Source organism: Paenibacillus sp. MMO-177, assembly GCF_037147795.1.
Classification (GTDB): Bacteria; Bacillota; Bacilli; order Paenibacillales; family Paenibacillaceae; genus Pristimantibacillus.
The window spans coordinates 14,510-37,719 of record NZ_JBBCUR010000020.1 but is presented as its reverse complement, the minus strand read 5'-3'; the positions used below and the strand labels follow the sequence as shown (position 1 = coordinate 37,719).

19 protein-coding genes, 11 tRNA genes and 1 rRNA gene are annotated in these 23,210 nt (G+C 50.4%); 29 read left to right on the top strand and 2 right to left on the bottom strand.

Annotated features, from left to right (window positions below; all coding sequences use genetic code 11):
• The 23 genes from WFK81_RS30255 to glmS form a co-directional block, all read left to right on the top strand.
• A 23S ribosomal RNA gene (locus tag WFK81_RS30255) occupies positions 1-109 on the top strand; the annotation flags it as partial.
• Positions 110-170: 61 nt separating this feature from the next.
• Positions 171-246: transfer RNA gene (locus WFK81_RS30250), tRNA-Asn, on the top strand.
• Between the two features lie 3 nt (positions 247-249).
• Positions 250-325 (top strand) — tRNA-Thr (locus WFK81_RS30245).
• Between the two features lie 15 nt (positions 326-340).
• Positions 341-415, top strand: a tRNA-Glu gene (locus tag WFK81_RS30240).
• A gap of 31 nt (positions 416-446) precedes the next feature.
• A tRNA-Val gene (locus WFK81_RS30235) sits at positions 447-522 on the top strand.
• 9 nt (positions 523-531) lie between these two features.
• Positions 532-606, top strand: a tRNA-Gln gene (locus WFK81_RS30230).
• Between the two features lie 9 nt (positions 607-615).
• A tRNA-Lys gene (locus WFK81_RS30225) sits at positions 616-688 on the top strand.
• A gap of 24 nt (positions 689-712) precedes the next feature.
• Positions 713-795 (top strand) — tRNA-Leu (locus WFK81_RS30220).
• 92 nt (positions 796-887) lie between these two features.
• The gene (nfsA, locus tag WFK81_RS30215; RefSeq protein ID WP_336791037.1) at positions 888-1,622 is read left to right on the top strand and encodes an oxygen-insensitive NADPH nitroreductase; all 735 of its coding nucleotides are present in this window, start codon (positions 888-890) and stop codon (positions 1,620-1,622) included.
• 196 nt (positions 1,623-1,818) lie between these two features.
• On the top strand, positions 1,819-2,670 hold the full coding sequence (locus WFK81_RS30210; protein ID WP_336791035.1) for an ABC transporter ATP-binding protein: 852 nt from the start codon (positions 1,819-1,821) through the stop codon (positions 2,668-2,670).
• A gap of 155 nt (positions 2,671-2,825) precedes the next feature.
• A tRNA-Gly gene (locus tag WFK81_RS30205) sits at positions 2,826-2,900 on the top strand.
• A 6-nt stretch (positions 2,901-2,906) separates the two neighbouring features.
• Positions 2,907-2,983 (top strand) — tRNA-Arg (locus WFK81_RS30200).
• Positions 2,984-3,007: 24 nt separating this feature from the next.
• Positions 3,008-3,084, top strand: a tRNA-Pro gene (locus WFK81_RS30195).
• An 8-nt stretch (positions 3,085-3,092) separates the two neighbouring features.
• Positions 3,093-3,166: transfer RNA gene (locus tag WFK81_RS30190), tRNA-Gly, on the top strand.
• A gap of 186 nt (positions 3,167-3,352) precedes the next feature.
• Entirely contained in the window at positions 3,353-6,163 is a 2,811-nt protein-coding gene (gene ppc / locus WFK81_RS30185) for a phosphoenolpyruvate carboxylase (RefSeq protein ID WP_336791033.1), read from the top strand.
• Between the two features lie 204 nt (positions 6,164-6,367).
• Positions 6,368-7,492 carry a S1C family serine protease gene (locus WFK81_RS30180; protein WP_336791031.1) on the top strand — a complete coding sequence of 375 codons (1,125 nt, stop codon included), beginning with the start codon at positions 6,368-6,370 and terminating at the stop codon, positions 7,490-7,492.
• A 124-nt stretch (positions 7,493-7,616) separates the two neighbouring features.
• Positions 7,617-8,528: an EamA family transporter gene (locus WFK81_RS30175; RefSeq protein WP_336791029.1), complete on the top strand. Its 912-nt coding sequence runs from the start codon at positions 7,617-7,619 to the stop codon at positions 8,526-8,528.
• Between the two features lie 190 nt (positions 8,529-8,718).
• Positions 8,719-9,285 carry an RNA polymerase sigma factor SigW gene (gene sigW, locus WFK81_RS30170; RefSeq protein WP_336791027.1) on the top strand — a complete coding sequence of 189 codons (567 nt, stop codon included), beginning with the start codon at positions 8,719-8,721 and terminating at the stop codon, positions 9,283-9,285.
• A 93-nt stretch (positions 9,286-9,378) separates the two neighbouring features.
• Positions 9,379-10,011 carry a zf-HC2 domain-containing protein gene (locus WFK81_RS30165; RefSeq protein ID WP_336791025.1) on the top strand — a complete coding sequence of 211 codons (633 nt, stop codon included), beginning with the start codon at positions 9,379-9,381 and terminating at the stop codon, positions 10,009-10,011.
• Between the two features lie 206 nt (positions 10,012-10,217).
• A complete protein-coding gene (gene cdaA / locus WFK81_RS30160) occupies positions 10,218-11,069 on the top strand; it encodes a diadenylate cyclase CdaA (RefSeq protein ID WP_336791023.1) in 852 nt (283 codons plus the stop codon).
• On the top strand, positions 11,062-12,510 hold the full coding sequence (locus WFK81_RS30155) for a CdaR family protein (protein WP_336791021.1): 1,449 nt from the start codon (positions 11,062-11,064) through the stop codon (positions 12,508-12,510). The genes cdaA and WFK81_RS30155 overlap by 8 nt, the downstream gene beginning before the upstream one ends.
• Positions 12,511-12,633: 123 nt before the next feature.
• Positions 12,634-13,974, top strand: a complete 1,341-nt coding sequence (gene glmM, locus WFK81_RS30150; RefSeq protein WP_336791019.1) for a phosphoglucosamine mutase — start codon at positions 12,634-12,636, stop codon at positions 13,972-13,974.
• A 673-nt stretch (positions 13,975-14,647) separates the two neighbouring features.
• A complete protein-coding gene (glmS, locus tag WFK81_RS30145; RefSeq protein ID WP_336791017.1) occupies positions 14,648-16,480 on the top strand; it encodes a glutamine--fructose-6-phosphate transaminase (isomerizing) in 1,833 nt (610 codons plus the stop codon).
• A 78-nt stretch (positions 16,481-16,558) separates the two neighbouring features.
• Here glmS and WFK81_RS30140 read toward each other — a convergent pair whose 3' ends face one another.
• Positions 16,559-17,269 (bottom strand): SDR family NAD(P)-dependent oxidoreductase, encoded by a 711-nt coding sequence (locus WFK81_RS30140; RefSeq protein ID WP_336791016.1) that lies wholly within the window; start codon positions 17,267-17,269, stop codon positions 16,559-16,561.
• A 28-nt stretch (positions 17,270-17,297) separates the two neighbouring features.
• On the opposite strand from WFK81_RS30140, the gene WFK81_RS30135 reads away from it, so the two are divergent.
• From WFK81_RS30135 to WFK81_RS30110, 6 genes are all read left to right on the top strand, one after another.
• Entirely contained in the window at positions 17,298-17,645 is a 348-nt protein-coding gene (locus WFK81_RS30135; protein ID WP_336791015.1) for a MerR family transcriptional regulator, read from the top strand.
• A 372-nt stretch (positions 17,646-18,017) separates the two neighbouring features.
• Positions 18,018-19,013, top strand: a complete 996-nt coding sequence (locus tag WFK81_RS30130; RefSeq protein ID WP_336791014.1) for an ABC transporter ATP-binding protein — start codon at positions 18,018-18,020, stop codon at positions 19,011-19,013.
• 21 nt (positions 19,014-19,034) lie between these two features.
• Positions 19,035-19,817, top strand: a complete 783-nt coding sequence (locus tag WFK81_RS30125) for an ABC transporter permease (protein ID WP_336791039.1) — start codon at positions 19,035-19,037, stop codon at positions 19,815-19,817.
• A 15-nt stretch (positions 19,818-19,832) separates the two neighbouring features.
• On the top strand, positions 19,833-20,627 hold the full coding sequence (locus tag WFK81_RS30120; RefSeq protein WP_336791013.1) for an ABC transporter permease: 795 nt from the start codon (positions 19,833-19,835) through the stop codon (positions 20,625-20,627).
• Between the two features lie 79 nt (positions 20,628-20,706).
• Positions 20,707-21,054 (top strand): VOC family protein, encoded by a 348-nt coding sequence (locus WFK81_RS30115; RefSeq protein ID WP_336791012.1) that lies wholly within the window; start codon positions 20,707-20,709, stop codon positions 21,052-21,054.
• Positions 21,055-21,177: 123 nt separating this feature from the next.
• Positions 21,178-21,564, top strand: a complete 387-nt coding sequence (locus tag WFK81_RS30110; RefSeq protein ID WP_336791011.1) for a DUF302 domain-containing protein — start codon at positions 21,178-21,180, stop codon at positions 21,562-21,564.
• 90 nt (positions 21,565-21,654) lie between these two features.
• On the opposite strand, the gene WFK81_RS30105 is transcribed toward WFK81_RS30110, so the two are convergent.
• Positions 21,655-23,190, bottom strand: a complete 1,536-nt coding sequence (locus tag WFK81_RS30105) for a sulfatase family protein (RefSeq protein WP_336791010.1) — start codon at positions 23,188-23,190, stop codon at positions 21,655-21,657.
• Positions 23,191-23,210 lie beyond the last annotated feature (20 nt).

Genomic DNA, 23,210 nt, shown 5'->3' with positions numbered 1-23,210 from the left:
ATTTCCCAATTAGTAAGACCCCTTGAAGACGACGAGGTTGATAGGTTCGGGGTGGAAGCACAGCAATGTGTGGAGCTGACGAATACTAATCGGTCGAGGGCTTATCCTACTGCTTAAGAGAAAATTCATTATTTCGCATCCAGTTTTCAAGGCGCAAGCTTTGGACATATTCCCTGATAGCTCAGTTGGTAGAGCACTCGACTGTTAATCGAGTTGTCACAGGTTCGAGTCCTGTTCGGGGAGCCACTTGCTCTCATAGCTCAGTAGGTAGAGTGCATCCATGGTAAGGATGAGGTCACCGGTTCGATCCCGGTTGAGAGCTCCAGACTTACTTTTTCAAGGCCCGTTGGTCAAGGGGTTAAGACACCTCCCTTTCACGGAGGTAACAGGGGTTCGAATCCCCTACGGGTCACCATATACTTAAACGGTGGATCTTTATTGCCTGTGGAGGCTTAGCTCAGCTGGGAGAGCATCTGCCTTACAAGCAGAGGGTCGGGGGTTCGATCCCCTCAGCCTCCACCATTACAACATTGGGGATTAGCCAAGCGGTAAGGCAACGGACTTTGACTCCGTCACTCCAAGGTTCGAATCCTTGATCCCCAGCCATTTTAATGCGAGCCATTAGCTCAGTTGGTAGAGCACCTGACTTTTAATCAGGGTGTCGAAGGTTCGAGTCCTTCATGGCTCACTTTTCTTAATAAGTTTTACCCATGCGCGTATGGCGGAATTGGCAGACGCACCAGACTTAGGATCTGGCGGGCGACCGTGGGGGTTCAAGTCCCTCTACGCGCACCATACTTAACATCCAAACCTTCAGGAGATGTCCTGAAGGTTTTTTTGTGCTACATTGTAGCCATATGATTTTTTAGCCAAAGGAGATATCGATAATGAATGAAACTATAGCTTTAATGAAACGCCATCGCTCTATACGGAAATTTACGAAGGATCCGGTGACGGAACAGCAGCTTGATGCCATATTAACGGCAGCGCAGCAAGCATCTACATCAAGCAATATGCAAGCCTATTCCGTTATTGGAATAACGGACAAGGAACTGCGCGGCCAGCTGGCCAAGCTGGCAGGCAACCAGGCTTATGTAGAAGATAGTCCCGTGTTCCTCGTATGGTGTGCCGATTTGTACCGCTGGGAACAAGCGGTAAAACGGCATTATGACGGTGAAATGCCGAGTACGACGGAGAATTTTATTATCGGTACGGTGGATGCTGCGCTAGCTGCACAGAATGCGGCCGTCGCAGCAGAATCCCTTGGGCTCGGAATTGTATATATCGGAGGGATCCGAAATCAGCCGGAGAAGGTATCTGGGCTTCTGCAGCTTCCTCAGCATGTGTATCCGGTGTTTGGGATGTGTATTGGGGTGCCTGATCAGTCTCCGCTAGACCGGCCGCGTCTGCCGCGTCAGGCCGTTTATTTCGAGAATACATACAAGCAAGGCGCCATAGACTCTGCTATCGATTCTTACGATGAGACGTTAAGCGCTTATATGATGGCAAGATCGAACGGGAAAGCCAGCACGACATGGTCACAGGCGATGGCAAGCAAAGCGGGACCGGTACGCATTCATATGCGTTCCTTTTTAGAGAAACAAGGATTTAAGCTCGAGTAAGGTTAAGGTCCTTAAACATTAGCTCGGTTAATCCGATGTCATTTGGCCAGGTAGCACAATTCCGTCATTGACAAAGCATATGAGAACGATTATCATTATACCTAGTTAATTGATAATTGTTATCACGAACGCGCTGCAAGCGTATATTAAATGACAACGATCTGCCTTACGGCATCGGAAGGAGCGTGCAGGTCAAATGATTCGTCTTGCGACTTCGAATCTGGACATTGCTTATGATGATCGACTCATCGTTCATAATTTAAATATTGCTATCCCTCAAGGCAAAATTACGGCTCTTGTCGGTTCTAACGGATCGGGTAAATCGACCATCCTGAAGACGATGGCACGGTTGATGAATCCATCTGGAGGCAGCGTTCTTTTGGACGGAAGATCGATTCACAAGCAGTCTACAAAAGAAGTAGCTAAGCAGCTTGCGATTTTGCCGCAGAATCCGACAGCTCCGGACGGTCTGACCGTTGCCGAGCTTGTATCGTATGGTCGTTTCCCTTATCAAAAGGGATTTGGATCTTTGACGAAGGAAGACCGCGGTATTATTCAATGGGCAATTGAAGCTACAGGCATGGGGGAATTCACCGATCGTCCCGTTGATCAGCTGTCTGGCGGTCAGCGCCAGCGCGCATGGATCGCAATGGCACTTGCGCAAGAGACGGACATTTTGTTCCTCGACGAGCCAACGACCTTCCTCGATATGGCCCATCAGCTGGAGGTTCTCCATTTGCTGCAGAAGCTTAACGAGATGAACAACCGTACGGTTGTTATGGTTGTCCACGATTTAAACCATGCGTCTCGTTACGCGCATCACATGGTTGCCATTAAGAAGGGCACAGTCGTAGGCGAAGGGACCCCGGCTGAAGTCATGACACCGGATATTTTGCGCGAAGTATTTAATATCGAAGCAGATATCGTTCCAGATCCGCGTACAGGCGTACCGCTTTGCCTGCCATACGCATTGGCTGGAGAACCCGCTGCCGATAAAGCCATGGCTGATTCGAAGCCCGAACGGATTTTGACCGCTGCAGGAGCATAATCATAATGAAAAGCCGTGCCGGAAAGCTCGGCTTTTTCTTTTCAAAACTTTTCTTAAAAAACTTTTGTAAAACAGTTGCATTTTGTTTTTGAAGGTGATATATTATTACTTGTCGCCGCGATGATAACTGAAGCGAACGACAACGAAAGCAACATGCGGAAGTGGCTCAGCGGTAGAGCATCGCCTTGCCAAGGCGAGGGTCGCGGGTTCGATTCCCGTCTTCCGCTCCATAATGTGCGGCCTTAGCTCAGCTGGATAGAGCGTTTGACTACGAATCAAAAGGTCAGGAGTTCGAATCTCTTAGGCCGCGCCAATTTTTACTAAAATTTATACTTGTCGGGATGTAGCTCAGCTTGGTAGAGCACCTGGTTTGGGACCAGGGGGTCGCATGTTCAAATCGTGTCATCCCGACCATTTAATACGCGGGTGTAGTTCAATGGTAGAACTTTAGCCTTCCAAGCTAATAGCGTGGGTTCGATTCCCATCACCCGCTCCAAATTTTCAAACAATCTCCTTCTTCGGAAGGAGTTTTTATATTTTATCTCCTTATATTGGCAGCCCCCGCGGGGGCTGCCTTTCGTTCGTTATGAAAAGAAAGTGGGCGCTTCGGGCTTCAACCGGACGCCATTTTGTAGTATGATGATTAGAAGTTGAAAATGCGTTAAAGTACAGGAGGATCAGTATGTCGGACCAAGTAACATCGACTTTATCGGCACAACACCGGCCGCAGGCTAACAATTTGCTGCGCAGAGACGTCCGTTTCCTAGGCAACATACTTGGGGAAGTGCTCGTCCATCAAGGCGGCCGCGAACTGCTGGATATCGTCGAGCAAATTCGTGAAACAAGTAAAGCGTTACGCGCTGAATTTGTACCTGAGCTTTTTGAACAGTTTAAGACGACAATCGCATCATTAAGTCCCGAAATTCGCCATCAGGTGATCCGTGCATTCGCGATCTATTTCCAATTGGTCAACATTGCGGAGCAGAACCACCGAATTCGCCGTAAACGCGACTATGAGCGTTCCGCGGGGGAAAGTGTACAACGAGGTTCCATTGAGAGCGCGATTTCGGATCTGAAAGAGCGCAACATCGATGTTGAAGGTGTTCAAGAGATCTTGAGCAACATTTCGCTTGAGCTCGTAATGACTGCGCATCCGACGGAAGCGACGCGTCGTGCGGTGCTTGACATTCACAAGCGCATTGCCGAAGACGTAATGGAGCTTGATAACCCGACTCTGACTTACCGCGAACGCGAGATCCTTCGGGACAAGCTGCTGAATGAAGTTCTTATTCTGTGGCAGACCGATGAACTTCGCGACCGTAAGCCAACTGTTATCGATGAAGTGCGCAACGGGTTGTATTATTTCGATGAAACCCTGTTTGAGGTGCTTCCTAACGTATACGAGGAACTGGAACGCAATCTTACAAAATATTATCCGGGCGAGTCCTGGCATGTACCAAGCTATCTGCGCTTTGGCTCGTGGATCGGCGGAGACCGCGACGGCAACCCGTCCGTAACCGCTAAGGTAACTTGGGAGACCCTGACGCTTAACCGCCAGCTGGCTATTAAGAAATACGAAGAGAAGCTGAACGAGCTTGTTGGCATTCTGAGCTTCAGCACGAACTTGGTTGAAGTATCCGAAGAGCTGATTAACTCGATTAAGAAAGACCGCGAGCATGTTGAACTCAAATGCGTCGACCTGTGGCGCAATGCGAAAGAGCCTTACCGCATTAAGCTGGGCTTTATGCTGGAGAAGCTGGCTAATACGCGCGACGAGTCGCTCAAAGGCTCTGCCATGCGTTATAACAGCGCTAGCGAGCTGCTTGAGGATCTGAATATTATCGACCGCAGTTTGCGCGGACATTTTGCCGATTACGTAGCGGATACGCATATTGGCAAGCTTGTACGCCAAGTGGAGCTGTTTGGCTTCCATATGCTGACGCTTGATATCCGTCAGCACAGCCAAGAGCATGAGAATGCGATGGCTGAGATTTTGGCGAAGATGAATATCGTTTCGAACTACGGTTCCTTATCGGAAGAAGAAAAAATTGAATTGCTCAGCAAATTGCTGGAGGACCCGCGTCCGCTTACTTCTTCCCATCTGGATTACTCGGCATCGACTCGCGAGTGCCTGGACGTGTATCACACGGTCTACAAAGCGCAACAAGAGTTTGGTCCGGAATGTATTTCGACTTATCTGATAAGTATGACACAAGGCGCCAGCGACATGCTGGAGGTTATGGTCTTCGCGAAAGAGGTTGGCTTGTTCCGGAAGGAAGCGGACGGCAGCGTTCGTTGCACCCTGCAATCCGTGCCGCTCTTCGAGACGATTGACGACCTTCACGCTGCGCCTGGCATCATGAAGCTGCTCTTCGAGCTGCCGATCTATCGTCAAGCCGTTGCGGCAAGAGGCGACCTGCATGAAATTATGCTGGGTTACTCGGATAGCAACAAAGACGGCGGCGCGGTAACCGCGAACTGGGAGCTGCGCGTAGCGCTTAATGAGATTACGGCAACTGCCGGCGATTACGGCGTGAAGCTGAAGTTCTTCCATGGCCGCGGCGGCGCGCTTGGCCGCGGTGGAATGCCGCTTAACCGCAGTATTCTGGCTCAACCGCCGCATACGGTTGGCGGCGGTATTAAAATTACCGAGCAAGGCGAAGTATTGTCCTCGCGTTATTCGATGCAGGGCATTGCTTACCGCAGCTTGGAGCAGGCAACATGGGCGCTTATTACGGCTGCCCGTCTTGCGAAATACCCGCAGGCGCAAGATGACGCCGTGCTGAAAGAGTGGGAAGAGATTTCCCGTTCGATCTCGGAAACGGCTTTGAACAAATACCAGGATCTGATCTTCCGCGATCCGGACTTCCTGACTTACTTCAAAGAGTCGACTCCGCTTCCTGAGGTTGGCGAACTGAACATCGGTTCCCGTCCATCGAAACGGAAAAACAGCGACCGCTTTGAAGATCTCCGTGCAATTCCTTGGGTATTTGCATGGACGCAGAGCCGTTATTTGCTGCCGGCATGGTATGCGGCAGGTACTGCCTTGAAGCAATATACCGGCGATGATGCGCAGCGTCTTGAAACCTTGAAGACGATGTACGAGAAATTCCCGTTCTTCCGTTCGCTCATCGACAATCTGCAAATGGCACTGGCTAAAGCAGATCTGACGATTGCGAAGGAATACGCGGATATGATCGCCGACAGCACGATTCGCGAACGTATCTTCACGCAGATCGAGAACGAATATAAGCTGACTTCGGAAATGATCTTGAGCATCACCGGGCAAGACGAGATTCTGGACAACGTGCCTGTTATCCAGGAATCGATTCGTCTGCGCAATCCTTACGTGGATCCGCTCAGCTACATGCAAGTTCAGCTTCTGACGGAGCTGAGAGCGCTGCGTGCGAAGGAAGAAGATGATCCTGAGCTGCTCCGCGAAGTGCTTCTTACCATTAACGGAATTGCTGCGGGTCTGAGAAACACGGGCTAACAGCAATCTTTATAACCGGGCATTCGGCTTCATACAAGCCGGATTGCCCGGTTTTTTGTTATACAGAAACGGATCGCCCATTATTTATCCTCCTTTAAAATACGCTTAAGTTTGATTTAAGGTACAACCCTCATGATAGGAATCAAGCAAGCGACATCAATTGCGAGAAAAAATAGCGATTGCAATGACAAAGGAGCGATTACGATGGACCATAACGAATTCGAAAATAACCAAGTTAACGGAAACGATACAACTAACACGGAATCGACAGCTGAACATAAGCCATACACCTATACTTATGGACCCAGCCGCTCGGCAGCGAATCTTCGCGAAGCTTACGAGAATCAATTGCAGCTGACGGGGATGGACGGTTCCGATGGAGGCTACGGCAGCGGCGGCAAGAAAAAGGGCAAGAAATCGCAGGCTAAAGCCATGGTTGCAGCATTCCTTGTTGGGGCGGTAGTAATCAGCGGATTTATGTATGCATCGGATAAGACGAACTTGTTCACCGGAAATCAGCAGCCTGCTGCGGCAACCTCGCTGGCTAGCAATACGGCGCAGCAGTCGGCAGGCTTAACGACGGCATCGGTAAGCGTTGATGCTTCTATCGCTGACGTATATAAAGCAGCATCCCCTGCCGTAGTCAAAATCGAGAATTATACGGAGCCGGTCCAAAGCACGGGCAGAGGCTTCGGCGGCAGAGGCGGAGGCTGGCAGGGGTTTGGCCAGGTACCGCAGTCTCAAAGCGGCGGCAGTCAATCAGGTTCCACGGATAGCTCGCAATTGCAGCTGGCAGGAACGGGTACAGGGTTCTTTTTCGAATCCTCCGGCTATATTTTGACCAATGACCATGTAGTTGAAGGGGCAGCGCAAGTGAAGGTTCAAGTGGAAGGGTATGATGAACCGTTTGTGGCGGATGTTGTAGGCGAGAATGCGGATCAGGACCTGGCCGTATTGAAAATTACAGGCTCCAAGGCATTCCCGACTCTAGCCATTGGCGATTCCGATCAAACCGCTATCGGGGATTGGGTTATAGCAATCGGCAACCCGTACGGCTTTGATCACACGATGACCGTTGGGGTGCTCAGCGCGAAGGAGCGTCCAATTACAATCAGTGAAGAAGATGGTACCGAGCATCAATACGAGCATCTGCTACAAACGGACGCTTCGATCAACCCGGGCAACTCCGGCGGACCGCTGTTGAACGCAAAAGGTGAAGTTATCGGTATTAATACTGCCGTAAATGCGGAAGCGCAAGGCATCGGATTCGCTATTCCAACCAGCACGATTCAAGAAACCCTGAAGCAATTGCTTGGCCGCAGTGCGTAATGCCATTATCCATTCATAAGGTTAGGAAACGAAGAGGCCGCTTGCGCGCCTCTTCGTTTTGTTTTGCTTTTGAAGGGGGAGAACCGATATAATAGATCAGATGTGAATGGAGGATTTTTGTTCGATGAAAACTTCATCCGGCTATTGGACGGGAGTCGTTATGGTCATTACCGCTGCGGCATGCTACGGAATTATGTCGCCGGTGCTTAAGCTAGCGTACAAAGATGACTATACCTTTCAGCAAATTACGGTGCATCAGGCCGGAATGGGCGCAGTGCTCCTGTGGATTCTTATTCTCCTGCGGCCAGGCTCATGGAGCAAGCTGGCATTTAGCTTGAAGCATTGGGCCGCATTAGCGTTTACCGGTATTTTTGGCCTGAGTATGACAACCGTATTATATAATCAAACTCTGGAGAGACTGGATGCTTCCTTCTCAATTGTCTTGCTTTTTCAGTTCATGTGGATTACGATTTTGCTAGAAAGTTTGCGGAACCGGAAATGGCCAACGATATGGCAGTGGGCAGCCATCGTTATGGCGATGGCGGGAACGGTGCTGGCTGCCGGACTGCTCCAGAATAAACTTACGGATATCGACTGGGTTGGCGTGGGATTTGGACTAGCCTCGGCGTTTACGTACAGCCTGTTTTTGTTTTTAACGGGCAGAGTGGCTCCTGGTTATGATCCTGTCTTTAAGTCAGCTCTTATGATGTCATTCGGTTTTATTGTAATTCTGATTTTATACGGCTATAAGGCATTTGAGGGCGTTGATCAGCAATGGGGACTTCTGGGATGGGGATTCGCGCTGGGGCTGCTCGGGCAGGTCATGCCGACCGTCTTCTTTAATGCCGGTATTCCCCGGGTAGGAAGCGGGCTTGCTTCGATGCTTGGTGCAACGGAGCTGCCTTTTGCCGTAGTAAGCGCATGGCTAATTCTAGGAGAGCCGATAACGTTAATCGGTGCAGCGGGCATATTGCTTATTCTAGGCGGTATTGTGCTGGCTGAATACGGTGCGCGCCTAAAGCGGCAGCCGGCGTGACCGTGCTTACGAAGTAAGAATTATCACAATCGCGTGATTGGACCATGCTTACGAAGTAAGAATTATCACAATCGCGTGATTGGACCATGCTTACGAAGTAAGAATTATCACAATCGCGTGATTGGACCATGCTTACGAAGTAAGAATTATCACAAAAAGCGTGTGATAATTCTTTGTAGGAGGATGAATAGTGAATGTATTGGAAGCCCGTCTCGCCAGATTAGCGTTGAAAGGCGACCAGCGGGCATTTGCTGAGCTTGTAGGTCTGTATCAGGACAAGCTGTTCCATATGGCCTACCGAATGTTATATAACCGCCAGGAGGCGGAAGACGTCGTTCAGGAAACGTTCCTGCGCGTCTATAAAAATCTGGAGCGATACGACGAGTCGCTCAAATTCTCAACGTGGATTTACCGGATTGCGACGAATCTTTGTATCGACCGGCTGAGGAAGCGGAAGCCTTCTTATTCGCTCGATGCGGAGTCTACGGATCATGAAGGTCTGGATGGCTATTCCATGATCCCGAGCGATGACCGTACGCCGGAATCCGAGCTTCTCCTGTCGGAGACTCAGCGAATTATTCACGAATCGATCGAATCGCTTCCTCCGAAATACAAGACGATTATGATGCTTCGCTATATTCAGGAGATGTCTCTGCAGGAGATCGGCGATGTTCTGGACATGCCGGTCACGACCATCAAGACGCGCGTCCACCGCGGCAGGGATTTTTTGCGAAAAAAACTGGAGCACAAGCTATAGATTAAAAAAAGTGAAACATCCGATGCAAGCTGTACGTACTCTATAAATGTGAAGAGCTTATGCGCAAGCAAACGAAAGAAAGGACTGGCTGCTATGAATTGCAACGTCGCGGTTGTATGGATGCATGATTATTTGGACGGCGATCTGCCGCGTGAGGATGCGCGAGAACTAAAAAATCATTTGCACTCATGTCCCGCTTGCCTGGCCCGCTTTGAACAGCTGGAGAAAACGGAAGCGATGATGCTGGGTACGCTGGAGCATACCGTTTCCATTCCCGATTATGATAAATCAGCTTTGACTAACCGTATTATGGCGCAGCTGCCAAAACCGGCAAAAACAAAAGAGCGTCGCGGCGTGCTCCGGTTCATTTACAAATATCCGGGCCTTACGGCTGCCGCGTTGTTCGTGCTTGTGATGCTCGGCAGCTTCACTTCAATATGGCAACAGGATTCCAAGCTGATTGTATCCGGAGAAGATCTGCAGCAGGTTGTCATTAACGGAAACACGGTTACGGTTCCGGAAGGTGCCCATGTGAAGGGCAATCTGGTAGTCGAGAATGGAACGGCTGATGTAAAAGGCGAAGTGGAAGGCAACGTAACGGTTATCGACGGCCGCCTCAATCTTGCATCAACGGGATACATTGCAGGACAAAGCCGGACCATTGATCAGGCGCTAGACTGGTTCTGGTATAAAGTGACGCAAACGTTCAGCGGATTGGCTTCTTAGGACGAACTGCCTCTCTTGCAGAGAGGCGGTTATTTTTTTTATGAAAAAAAGGGTTTTCAAGTGCAATTCTAGAAAAGAATAAAGTTGAGTCCAAAAAACGTATGATGGAGCGCAATACGTTTCGCGGGTGAAATATAGGCGGAAGATAGAGAAATCTTATACTTACTTAAATGATGAGTTGTCGTCGGCAGTTTGGGGGTTGATCTATGAATTACTTCAATGATTTGACTTGGAATGGCTGGATAAAGGACATCATTGATATCGGCATCGTCAGTTATATTATCTATAAATTGATTTTGCTGGTAAGAGGCACAAGAGCTGTCCAGCTTCTGAAGGGGATTTTGGTCCTGGTTGGCACCTGGGCGATAAGTACCTGGTTTAATTTGTATACGCTGAAATGGCTGATGAACCAGATGTTTACCTTTGGCGTCTTGGCGGTATTCATTATTTTCCAGCCGGAGCTTCGGCGTGCGCTGGAGCAATTGGGGCGCGGCAAGCTGTTTGCCCGCACGTCTACGCTGGAGCGGGATATTATAGCCGAACAGGTCGATAGCGTTATGAGAGCCGTTCAGCATATGGCCCAGCGGAGCATCGGAGCATTAATCGTGTTTGAACGAAATACGGGAGTCAGCGAGCTGATTGAATCCGGGATCCAGATGGAGTCGCGGATTACGTCAGAGCTGCTCATTAATATTTTCACGCCAAATACACCGCTGCACGACGGGGCGGTAATTATTCGGGGCAATCAAATTATGGCCGCAGGCTGTTATTTGCCGCTCTCGGAAAATCCGTTTATCAGCAAAGAGCTGGGAACGCGCCATCGCGCAGCTATCGGAGTAAGCGAGGTGAGTGACGCCATCGCGGTTATCGTGTCGGAAGAGACGGGACAAGTCTCCCTTGCGATTAACGGAATGATTGTCCGCGATATTAAGGAAGAATCGCTTATTTCCAAGCTGTTCGAGGAGCTGACGCCGAAACAGACGAGCGGCAAGGAGCGGGCAACCGTTTCCTCGTTCTCATTCTCGTTCTGGAAGCGGAAAGGAGGCCGCGATGGATAAGTGGTTAAGTCATCCGACGATACTTAAGATTCTTTCTGTAGCGATTGCGCTGCTTCTGTGGGCAATGGTTCATTTTGATCCGGAATCGACCCCGGCCACCGTGACTTCCACTATGGATACAAAAGTCATTGAGGCCGCCTCGGTTATTCCGACCGGACTGAATGAAACGAAATATGCACTCGTAAATGTAGAACCTACCGTTGTCCGGCTGGTCGTAGAAGGACGCAAAGCTAATCTGTTGACGATGAAGGACGATGGTTATGCGGTGCATCTGGATTTAAGCCATGTGACTCCGGGCGAGCATGTGGTGCCGCTGACCTATGATTTGCCCAAGGGCATTAGTCTGATTGAAATGTCGCCGCGTTCCGCTACAGTGGATATTGTAGAAATCGAGACGAAGACGTTCGACCTTGGGGTCGCAACGGAAGGGACGCCTGCGAACGGTTATATCACCGGTACGCCAACGGTAAAATCGGGAACGATCGTGAACGTGACGCTACCGAAGGACGAGATGGCTCTTGTTGGGGCAGTACGAACAACCGTTGATATTGAAGGCGCGGAGAAGACCGTTACGAATAAAAAAGCGCAGGTTGTCGTCTACGATACCGAAGGCGAAGCGATGGAGCATGCGATCGTAAAGCCTTCGACCGTTGAAGTGGAAGTGCCGGTGACTCCGCCGCTTAAGACGATGCCTTTGCAGCTTGGCTTCACGGGAAGTCTGCCGGATGGATTAAGCGTCAGCTCGGTAAAAGCGGATATAGATAAAGTCGCCGTATACGGGGATCAGAAGCTGCTGGATTCCATGGATACTTATAGCGGCGGCGTGACGGTTGATTTGTCGAAGATTAAGGAATCCGGTACGGTCAAAGCGAAGGTAACGGCGGTTGGCGACGTGAAGATGGTCGAGCCGTCAGAGATTAATGTGGAGGTTAAGGTTGTGCCTTCCCAGACGCTGACGCTCGACCGGAGCGTAATCTTGAATGACTTGCCCGATGGGTTGAAGGCTGCCTTTAAGGATCCCGCAGACGGCCGTGTCTCGGTAACGGTTCGCGGAGCGCCTAATATGCTTGCGGCTATTCAAGCCAATGACGTGCGGCTTATCGCGGATCTGAGCGGTGCCAAGATTGGTCAAGCCACATTTCCGCTTCTCGTGAAGCTGCCGCGATTTATAGACTTGGCCGACGAATCGCAGAAATTTACGGTTACGCTTGATATTGCGGACAAAAACGCCCCTAGCGGGGGCAACACGGACGGTAGCGGCAACGGAGATGTTCCAGCCGGCGGACAACCGGAGGATACGCCATCGCCGCCGGATACGGGAGCAGGAAACGGTAGCGGCACCGGAAATGGAACCGGCAATGGCTCGGGCACGAATACAGGCTCCAGTCCTGATCCTTCTTCAGGTAATGACACCGGGACTGATCCGGATGCAAGCCATTAAGAAATACATGGAAGCGGGAAAAGCGGTAATTAATAGTAGTTCAAAAGCGGCCTCAGATGGAGTAGGATATGGAATAGGCCATTTGCAGCAGCAGATTTAACGACAAAAGGGGCATGAGAAACGATGGGGAAATATTTTGGTACGGACGGAGTGCGCGGAGTAGCCAATCAGGAGCTGACTCCGGAGCTTGCTTATAAAATCGGCCGCTGCGGCGGTTATGTATTAACGGGACAGGCGGATAAGCCTACAGTCGTTATCGGTCTGGATACGCGGATCTCGGGTCCAATGCTGGAGGCTGCTCTTATTGCAGGTCTTCTGTCGATTGGCGCAAGCGTTATTCGCCTTGGCGTTGTATCGACACCTGCGGTGGCGTACATCACGCGCGAGCTTAAAGCGGATGCGGGCGTTATGATCTCGGCTTCGCATAACCCGGTTCAGGATAACGGCATTAAGTTCTTTGGCGGCGACGGCTTCAAGCTGTCCGACGAAACGGAGCTTGAAATCGAGCGTCTGATTGATGCCGAGGTGGATGAGCTGCCTCGTCCAATCGGCGGCGATATCGGTGCCGTAACGAACGACGATCAGGCGAAATTCCGTTACCTCGATTACTTGAAAACAACGATTAAAGGCAATTTCGGCGGCCTCAAAATCGTTCTCGACTGCGCGCATGGCTCAGCTTACGAGCTGGCGCCAAAAGTATTCCGCGAGCTTGGAGCGGAGATTATTACCGTGGGCGCTGAGCCGGACGGCCGCAACATCAATGCTGGCGTTGGTTCGACGCATCCGGAATATTTGCGCGAGCAGGTTCTGGCGCATGGCGCGGACCTAGGACTGTCGTTTGACGGGGATGCCGACCGTCTAATCGCGATTGACGACAAAGGCGAAGAAGTAGACGGAGATTACATCCTGTGCATCTGCGGCGATGCGATGAAGCGGGCAGGCAAGCTGCATAACGATACGATTGTTACAACCGTTATGGCGAACATCGGTTTCTTCAAAGCAACGCAGCGTCTTGGGCTGAATACGGCGCAAACCGCGGTCGGCGACCGTTACGTGATGGAAGAAATGCGCCGCGGCGGCTTCAACTTGGGCGGCGAACAGTCAGGCCACGTGATCTTCCTTGATTACAACACAACCGGCGACGGTATTCTGACTGCTCTGCAGCTGGTGGATACTCTCGTGGCATCCGGCCAGAAGCTGAGCGGGCTAAAAACGCTGATGAGCAAATATCCGCAGGTGCTGGTGAACGTTCGCGTTGCGGACAAGAGCCTGTACGCGGGAAATGAGGCAATCGCTAACGCCGCTGAGCAGGTTGAGAATGAGCTTGGCGATAACGGCCGCGTGCTTGTTCGTCCTTCCGGTACGGAGTCGCTGATCCGCGTTATGGCCGAAGGCCCGGATAAGGACCAGATCGAGGAGTATGTAGCACGAATCGTAAATGTCGTGAAAGAGCAATTAGGCTAAACGTTATCGGGCTTAAAGCCTTTGCATACAAATGCGAAAGTCTCCACAATTCCGTGGAGACTTTTACATGCGCGGCTAGGCAAATGAATATATAGGTAATGTAAGGGAAATCATTTTTTTGAAAAGTTGGGGCAAATGTATGATTAGGCTTGGGCAATTCGGACGAGAAGGCGTATATTGTTAAGGGAAAATGAGGGCGTTGTTCGTCCTGCGCCTAAAGTTCAGGTTGCGAAACAAGTCGAAAGTGAATATGATAGGAAGTATGATTCAAGCAGGAAAGCGAGGATAGAGGTTAAATTAACGTTTTATAAGCGCCAGAGCTTCAAGGGGGATGATGCCTTCCAATCTTATTTATAAGATCGGGGAGGGTCACACGAGGAAGCTGACGAGGTGAAGGTGTTCGAATTATTCGGCGGGGACCTTCCGGTTATCGCAAAGCCAACCGAAAGCCGATACGCAAAAAGATTGGGCGACCGATCTCACAAACGTCCGGCAGGCTGCACTATTGATCATTTTGTTCATTTCGAGTTTTTATAAACATGCTCCCGTATGTCTATGGTGCCGCCTGAGGGGCTGGCACGGGCAAAAGGGAAAATAACGCCTGTGCCGCATATAGGCTGGCAGCCATAGTCATAGTGGGGAGACTACTATTGATTATCGGAGGTCTTTATATATGTGTGGTATTGTAGGATATATTGGTAAACGTGATTCTCAGGATATTTTGATCGAAGGACTTAAGAAGCTGGAATACCGCGGTTATGACTCCGCCGGTATTGCGGTATTCACAACGAACGGACTGGAAATCAAGAAATCCAAAGGCCGTCTGGCTGTCTTGGAGGATAAACTGCGTGATGAGCCGCTCGCCGGGTCGGTTGGCATCGGACATACACGCTGGGCTACTCATGGCAAGCCATCGGACGTTAATTCGCATCCTCATACGGATAATTCGGCGAAGTTCTCGGTCGTGCATAACGGCATTGTCGAAAACTACCTGGACCTGAAAGATGAGCTGATGGCGAAAGGACATCGTTTTGTGTCGGAGACGGACACAGAGGTTATCTCGCATCTCGTTGCTGACGAATACGACGGCAACATTGTCGAAGCGGTACAACGTGCCGTAAAACGCATGCGCGGCGCGTTTGCGCTTGGCGTATTGACGGAATACGAACCAGAACGTCTGGTTGCGGTTCGTTTTGCTAGCCCGCTTGTTATCGGCATCGGCGAAGGCGAGAACTTTATCGGGTCGGATATTCCGGCAATTTTGGAGCATACTCGAAATGTATACATCTTGAACGACGGCGAAATGGCTGTATTGACACGTGATAGTGTCGAACTCATGACGACAGAAGGCGAATTTATTTCCAAGGAAATATACCATGTCGATTGGGATCTTGTGACAGCGGAGAAAGCCGGATTTGATCATTTTATGCTGAAAGAAATTTACGAGCAGCCGAAGGCTTACCGCGACACCATGCTGGGCCGCATTGCGGAGGATGGCAAGTCCGTAAACCTGAAAGAGCTGACCATGACGGCGGATTACGTGAAGTCGATCCGTAAAGTGCATATCGTTGCTTGCGGTACGGCATATCATGCCGGCATGGTTGGCAAAACGGTTATCGAATCGCTCGCGCGCATCCCGGTTGAGACGGATGTAGCATCCGAATACCGTTACCGTTCGCCGATTATTACGCCTGACACGCTTGTTATCGTAGTCAGCCAATCGGGCGAAACAGCGGATACGTTAGCTGCGCTTCGTGAAGCACAACGCAACGGTGCCCGCGTTCTCGCGATCACTAACGTTGTAGGCAGCTCGGTTGCCCGTGAAGCAGACGATGTGCTCGTAACTTGGGCAGGTCCGGAAATTGCGGTTGCATCGACAAAAGCCTATACTTCGCAGTTGATTGCCTTCTACCTGTTTGGTCTGCACCTGGCTACTATCCTTGGTACAAAAGACGAAGCAACCGTTGCCGGCCTTATCGCTGCAATGAATGAGCTTCCGGAGCAAGTAGAGAGCATCCTCGAAAAGGCTCCAGTGCTGAAGCAGGTAGCGGAGTCGATCTCGCATCATAAGAGCTTGTTCTTCATCGGCCGCGGCGTTGACTACGCAGTCGCGCAAGAAGGCTCGCTGAAGTTGAAAGAAATCTCGTACATTCACTCCGAAGCGTATGCGGCAGGCGAGCTGAAGCACGGTACGCTGGCTCTGATCGAGGATGGTATTCCGGTCATCGCGCTTGTGACGCAAGAAGAGCTGTATGAGAAAACATTGAGCAACATCAAGGAAGTAAAAGCACGCGGCGCGCATGTCTTTGGCCTTGCAAATGCAGGCAGCGAAGCTGAGGTTGGCAAATCGGTTGACGAATTGTTCGCGATTCCGAAAACATTGCCGATTCTGGCACCAGCCCTGTCGGTTGTGCCGCTCCAGCTGATCTCTTACTACGCATCGCTGGCACTTGGCCATGACGTTGATAAACCGCGTAACCTGGCGAAGTCGGTTACGGTGGAATAAGGTTTTAGAAGGATGTTCTGAATAATGAAAAGCCAGCAGCCGAAGGGCTGCTGGCTTTTTTACGCATAACGAATCGAATTACCACGCGAAAACGCCATGCTCATTCAGAAATTCACCGTTGTGTCGCTTACCGTCCGTTGCGTATCCGACGATGATGGCAGCGCCTTCTGCCTTTGATTTACCGCCTTCCGCATTGCCGTTCAGATCGGTCGTCGTGAAACCCGGCGTTACAGCGAACACTTGAGCAGCGCTGTTTCTTAATTCATAGGCCATCGATAAAGTCATGGCATTGTTGGCTGTTTTAGACGAATTGTAATCGAAGGCGTTTAACGTGAATTCGGCGTTTTGCATATGGTTAAGGGACGCCATGTCGGTTGATACGTTGACGATCGTGCCTTCGTTATCCTTGATCAGCGGAAACAAACGTTGGTTTAAGCGATAGGTACCGAAGAAATTTACTTCAAAAGCGTTGCGCAGATCTTCTTCTTTCGTATCCGTAAAGGAGCTGGAAAAAGCGCCTGGCATGCCTGCATTGTTAATCAGAAGCTTTAATGCCGGATATTTTGTCTTGATTATTTGCGAAGCTGTTTCAATGCTCGTCAAATCAGTCATGTCGATTTGAATCCATTCGACGTCCAGTCCCTGAGCGGACAGTTCGGAAACGGCGGCTTGGCCCCGCTTCGCGTCACGGGCGCCGAGGAGCACCCTCCAGCCTTTTTCGCCCAGCTGTTTGGCTATTTCAAATCCGATTCCTTTATTAGCTCCTGTTACAAATGCGGTCTTTTTCAAAAGTATCCCTCACTATTCGAGGACAACTATGTTTACGATTGGACATGCAGCGAAGGAGACCGGATTGAATATAGGCTATGAAAGAAAAGGGCTGTTGGAACCGGCGGCGCGGAACGAACAAAATAATCGTCTCTATACCGAGCACGAGCTGAATTGGCTGGTTTTCATCAAATGTCTTCGCGAAACCGGAATGAGCGTGGAGGACATTAAGCAATACTATGACATGGTAAAAACCGGAACGGCAACTCTTCCTGAAAGAATTAAGCTCATTCAAGAGCAGAAGCAGAAGCTTTTGGACGATATCGAGGAGAAGAAGTCGCAGCTCGCTCACTTAGAACATAAGCTTGACCGTTATTATCGCGGTGAGAATTACTAGACAGAGCCCCGAAGATATTCGAGGCTCATTTTTTTATCTGCGGCGGTTATCCTTGGATGATTGGAGGGAACGAATGCAAGCAGCGATAAATAGAAAACGGTGGCCTGTCATAACGGCGGGTTGCCGACATACCGTTGGTCTTAAGGCGGACGGCAAGACTTACTTTACGTTACCTGGCGAAGATTTAGAGGCATTAGAATTTCATCACAAGAATCAAACAAACAAGTTTTTTTTAGGCTGATGGATTCAGGGGATGTAAAATATCCCCATGAAAAGATGTCTAATTAAGAAGGTATTACCACTCTTGTGAAAGCGCTATTCTGGTTAATAAATCATAGAGGACGGACGGGTGATGGAATGGGTATTATCGAAGTGAATCAAGTGACAAAGACGTATCGGCAATACAAACGGTATCCGGGGCTTATCGGATCTATGCGCAGTCTGTTCACAAGACAGTTTACGGAGGAGGCGGCGGTGCGCGATATTTCCTTCTCGATCGGGCAAGGCGAAGCGGTGGGCTATCTGGGGCCGAACGGTGCCGGCAAGTCGACGATGATCAAAATGATGAGCGGCATTCTAGTCCCGACCTCCGGCGAGGTAAAGGTTATGGACACCGTTCCGCATGAGTCGCGGAGGCAAATCGCCCAGCATATCGGTGTCGTGTTCGGACAGCGAAGCCAGCTGTGGTGGGACTTGCCTGTTATGGACTCATTCGATCTCCATAAATATGTATACAAACTTTCCGACACCCAATTTCGGAACAATGTCGAGTTCTGCACCGAGCTCCTCTCCTTGTCTTCCTTCATTCAAAAGCCCGTCAGACAGCTGAGCCTTGGACAGCGCATGCGTGTCGAAATCGCCATTTCCCTTCTACACGAACCGAAGATTTTGTTTCTCGACGAGCCTACGATCGGTCTGGACGTATTGGCGAAGGATCAAATCCGGCAATTTCTACGCACGGTCAACCGTGAGAAGAAGGTTTCCATTATTTTGACGACCCATGATATGAAAGACATCGAAGAGATTTGCCCTCGCATGATCGTCGTGAACAAAGGCAATCTCGTCTATGACGGCTCCGTTGCCAGCCTGCGCAGCAATCTCGGCAATGAGCGGCGCGTCATCATCGATTTCCGGTTCGATCCGGGTCCGGTTAAGTCCCCTGGAATGACGCTTATCCATGACGAAGGTGTGCGCAAAACATTCCTCTGCGAACGAGGAGGATCGGCCGTATTCGAGTACATCAGCCAAATCGCCGCTTCGTATCCGGTGGAGGACGCCTCTATTGAAGGAGCAGACATCGACTCGGTCATTCGCAAGCTGTATTTACAGCTGCAGGAAGAAGACCGGGATGAGCGTGAAATCGGATGAACGGAGGGCGTTTCATTGAAGATGTACTGGATGTTCGGCATTAAAGCGTTCATTAATCAATTATCCTACCGCTCCGAGGTTTGGCTGCGGCTGCTAGGCAATTTCGTTACGATTCTTATTCAGGTTGAAATATGGCGGGCCGTCATCGGAGACGAGAGCGTGGAGGGTATCTCCGTCGACCAAATGATTACCTACAGCATTCTGAATACGCTGCTGTACGGGCTTCTGTTCAACGGCATGAGCGATAAGGTCGACAACAGCCTGAAATCCGGAGCTATCGCCTCCGAGCTGATCAAGCCGCTGTCTTACCCGGTTTGTTTATTCGCCGACGGCCTCGGAGGCGCCTTCTACCGATTCTTGTTTACCGCCGTGCCGTCACTTCTGATCGTATGGCTTTGCTTCGGCATGCTGCCTCCAGCCTCCGGCGCCAATCTGGCCGCATTCCTTATGTCGCTGTGCATTGCTTTGCTGATCTCGTTTTTGCTCGGTTACCTCATCTCGCTCATCGCGTTCTGGGTGATGAACCACTTCGCACTCGTGTGGATACTCGGCGGATTGACGACGCTGTTTTCGGGATCGTTTCTGCCGCTTTGGTTTTTCCCCGACTCATGGCAAGCAGTCGCTTCGGCGCTGCCCTTCCAGTTTCTCGGATATGTTCCGGCCGCCCTGTACTTGGGCACGCTTCCGATGGAACAAGTTGCGATGCTGCTAGGCAAAGGCGTGTTATGGACGGCGGTGTTGGCCGTATTCGTGAATTGGCTGTGGCGAAGAGCCGTTCGGCGGCTTGTCGTTCAAGGCGGATAAGGAGGATGGACGAAAATGACATTTCGATTGTTCGGACAGCTGGTGCGCCTGCTGACGAAGGAACGACTGGAGTACCGGGCCGACTTCCTGCTGGCGATCCTGGCCCAGATGATCAGCTACACGGCGGATTATCTCGTCATCTGGCTGTTTATCCGCCGGTTTGATTCGATGGCCGGCTGGACTTGGCCGGAGATTGCTTTTTTATACAGTATCGGCTTGTTCACTTACGCGCTTGGAGGATCCTTCTCGTTCGTGCAAATGCGAGAACTCGAAGGGCATGTGAAGAACGGGACGTTCGACTCTCTGCTCGTCAAGCCGGTCAATCCTTATCTGTATCTCGTTTGCAGAGGCTTCAACTTGGGTTACATCGCCCATCTCGCCATTTCCGGCTCGGTGCTCGTCTGGTCGCTTACTTCCCTCGATTTGGAGTGGACAGCGCTAAGCGTTCTGTACCTCGTGCTGGCCGTTATCGGTGGCGCGTTGATTCAGGCCGGCTTCATGTCGCTGATCGGCGCGACCTCGTTTATCTGGGTGAGAACGGGATTCCTGTTTACGCTGTTCTTCAAGCTCAAGGACTTTATCTCGTATCCTCTTCCCGTATTCGGTACGTTCATCCAGCTCTTGCTGACGTTTGTCATTCCGTTTGCCTTTATCAATTATTATCCCGCGGCGTTCCTGTTCTCGCAAGACACGTCCTTTCTCTCCTCCTGGGTGAAGTGGATCGTGCCCGCGGTCGGACCGCTCATCTACTGGATTGGCTACCGTGTCTGGATGCTAGGAGTGAACCGATATCAGGGCGCTGGCGGGTAGGCACTCGCCAAAAGTTTGACAGTGATGAATGAAAGAAAGAATATAGCCAAAATCTAATGAAGGACAGGAGATCGATACGATGATAAAAGGTTTCGGAGGAGTATTTTGGAGAACCAAAAATCTTGATGCCATTAAAAAGTGGTACAGTGAAGTGCTGAAGCTTGAAATAGGAGACTGGAATGGGACTATGATAAAATCGCAATCGGGAAACGAGACGATCTTTTCTTTCTTTTCCGAGGATGACCCGTATTTCCCGACAGATCAACAAGTGATGCTAAATTTCCAAGTCCATAATCTGGACGAGACTATTAAGCATCTTGAACTGGTTGGCGTACCTCTTGCAAGGAAAAAAGAGAGAAGCGAATATGGACAGTTTATTTGGATTGAAGATCCCGATGGCCGGCTCATCGAGCTATGGGAGAAGTAAGAGATGAAGCAGATGTGCCTAATCAGGTATGGGAATACCTGATTAGGCACATCATTTTTTTGCCACAATAGGAATGACATTAGAGCCTGTCAAAAAAAGCTGAAGTTAGGAGTTAACCGTTAAATGTTCCATTATACAGTAGAAACAACGAAAACACCCGAGCAAGCCGTTGAGGCGTTAACCCAGCATCTTATGGAAGAGAAGTTTGGCGTGCTTTGGAAGCTTGATATGAAGGAGAAGCTGCAGGAGAAAGGGATCGAGCTGGATATGCCTTATCAAATTCTGGAGGTATGCAATCCGGTTGAAGCCAAGAAGGTACTGTCCGAGAACGCGCTGCTTGGATACTTTCTGCCATGCAAACTGGCAGTGTATGTGGAGGAGGCCGTTACCAAGATTGGCATGCCTAAACCAACGGCATTAATCGGTTTAACGGAGAACGAGGAAATGATGAAGATTGCCTCTGATATCGAGTCGCGTCTGATAGGCTGCATAAATAGAAGTGCCGTCTGAGAGTGAAATGTTTCCCCGTGTTGCAGGAAGAAGGAGCAGTAAGCCGTTGAAGCGGCAGCTGCTCCTTCTTTTCGTTGTACAGAATTCAGCCTACGCGCCAGAAATGCGCGGCATCGGCATTGCTTCCTTGCCAAGCTCCGCCCAGATGTACTTAAGCAGCAGCTCGGATTTCAGCGCCGCGTACGCCGGATCGTCCCACAAGTTGTTGAGCTCGCTTGGGTCATCCTGCAGATCGAAGATTTCGCCGTAGGTCTGGTTGTAATAAACCGTAATTTTGTAACGCTGGTCGACGTACGTTTTCTGATGAATGGTTGTTGGCTCATGACGGAATTCGCAGATGGCATGATCTCTGGCAGAGGATGCCTTACCTTTCCATACCCCGCTTTGATCGACGCCGGTCATCGCATGCGGGATCGGAATGCCGCAAAGCGACAGGAACGTTGGCGCAAGGTCAACTAGCGATTGGATCGCGCCTGACGTTACTCCTGCCGGAACCTGCCCCGGATAACGCACGATAAACGGCAGGCGAATCAGGTCCTCGTAATGGAAGCCGCCTTTGGCCTGCAGGCCGTGCTGGCCGAAGAAATGGCCATGATCCGTCGTAAAGACAACAACCGTGTTGTCCGCAATGCCAAGCTCTTCGAGCTTATCGAGGATCGTGCCGATATATTTGTCCATCATGCTGATCATGCCGTAATAGACGGCGACCAGCTTCTTCTTGTCGTAGTCGGTAAGCTTTTTCCGTTCGCCGTATTCATAGTAATGATGCGATCGATACCCGTGAATGCCATTTCCCGTTTCCGCCCAAGGAGAGAAGTCCGGATTGTCCTCTTGCGTAAGACCGAAATGGGGCGGGTTTTTGTCGTGCTCGCCTGGCACGATATCCGGAATCGTCAAGGAATCCGGATCGTACATCGTATCCCAAGGCTCCGGCACCAAATATTCCGGATGCGGGTCGAAGAAGCTTGACCAGAGGAAGAACGGTTTGTCTTCTTCGGCGTATTGCTCCATAAGCGCGTTCGTTCGCTCCGCAATCCACGTATTGTAATGATACTTCTCGGGAATCGGCCACTTGTACGTAACGGAAGGATCCATGCTGCCTGTTGGGGGAAGGAAGTAATCCCGCCAATTGGCGCAGCCTTTCTCCTCCATCCATAAAGCATAATGCTGGCCTACATGAGCTTCGTTCGTATGATTGCGCGTAAGCTCGACATGCTCGAAGCCGTAGAAAGGACCGTTGAATTGCTTCCATTTCTCCAAATCCTGCAGGACCGGGTAAGCCTCAAGCGACGGGTATTCCTCCGTTGAAGACAACGGTTGAAAATGCGCTTTGCCAACAAGCGCGGTTTTGTAGCCGGCAGTATTAAAATCTTCCCCGACGAAATGCCGGTCTTCCAGAAGCTTTGTTCCTAGCGTCCAAGCGCCATGCTGGCTTGGGTATTGGCCGGTAATAATAGATGCACGGCTTGGCGTGCACGTCGGATTCGGGCAATAGGCTTTTGTAAAGGTTGTGCCGGACTGAATAAGCCGGTCTAGATTGGGCGTGCTTAATTCGTTATTGAAATAACCTAGCGTATTCCAGTGCTGCTGATCGCTTGTAATCAACAAAATGTTTGGTTTTTTCAAGAGAAAATCGCCTCCATGCC

Bases quoted from the DNA above. Each gene is read 5' to 3' on its own strand.
- WFK81_RS30135 (WP_336791015.1), top strand. From the start codon at position 17,298: ATGTTTACGATTGGACATGCAGCGAAGGAGACCGGATTGAATATAGGC.
- WFK81_RS30175 (WP_336791029.1), top strand. From the start codon at position 7,617: ATGAAAACTTCATCCGGCTATTGGACGGGAGTCGTTATGGTCATTACC.
- WFK81_RS30120 (WP_336791013.1), top strand. From the start codon at position 19,833: ATGACATTTCGATTGTTCGGACAGCTGGTGCGCCTGCTGACGAAGGAA.
- WFK81_RS30210 (WP_336791035.1), top strand. From the start codon at position 1,819: ATGATTCGTCTTGCGACTTCGAATCTGGACATTGCTTATGATGATCGA.
- nfsA (WP_336791037.1), top strand. From the start codon at position 888: ATGAATGAAACTATAGCTTTAATGAAACGCCATCGCTCTATACGGAAA.
- WFK81_RS30180 (WP_336791031.1), top strand. From the start codon at position 6,368: ATGGACCATAACGAATTCGAAAATAACCAAGTTAACGGAAACGATACA.
- WFK81_RS30155 (WP_336791021.1), top strand. From the start codon at position 11,062: ATGGATAAGTGGTTAAGTCATCCGACGATACTTAAGATTCTTTCTGTA.
- cdaA (WP_336791023.1), top strand. From the start codon at position 10,218: ATGAATTACTTCAATGATTTGACTTGGAATGGCTGGATAAAGGACATC.
- WFK81_RS30110 (WP_336791011.1), top strand. From the start codon at position 21,178: ATGTTCCATTATACAGTAGAAACAACGAAAACACCCGAGCAAGCCGTT.
- glmM (WP_336791019.1), top strand. From the start codon at position 12,634: ATGGGGAAATATTTTGGTACGGACGGAGTGCGCGGAGTAGCCAATCAG.
- ppc (WP_336791033.1), top strand. From the start codon at position 3,353: ATGTCGGACCAAGTAACATCGACTTTATCGGCACAACACCGGCCGCAG.
- WFK81_RS30125 (WP_336791039.1), top strand. From the start codon at position 19,035: ATGTACTGGATGTTCGGCATTAAAGCGTTCATTAATCAATTATCCTAC.
- glmS (WP_336791017.1), top strand. From the start codon at position 14,648: ATGTGTGGTATTGTAGGATATATTGGTAAACGTGATTCTCAGGATATT.
- WFK81_RS30165 (WP_336791025.1), top strand. From the start codon at position 9,379: ATGAATTGCAACGTCGCGGTTGTATGGATGCATGATTATTTGGACGGC.
- WFK81_RS30115 (WP_336791012.1), top strand. From the start codon at position 20,707: ATGATAAAAGGTTTCGGAGGAGTATTTTGGAGAACCAAAAATCTTGAT.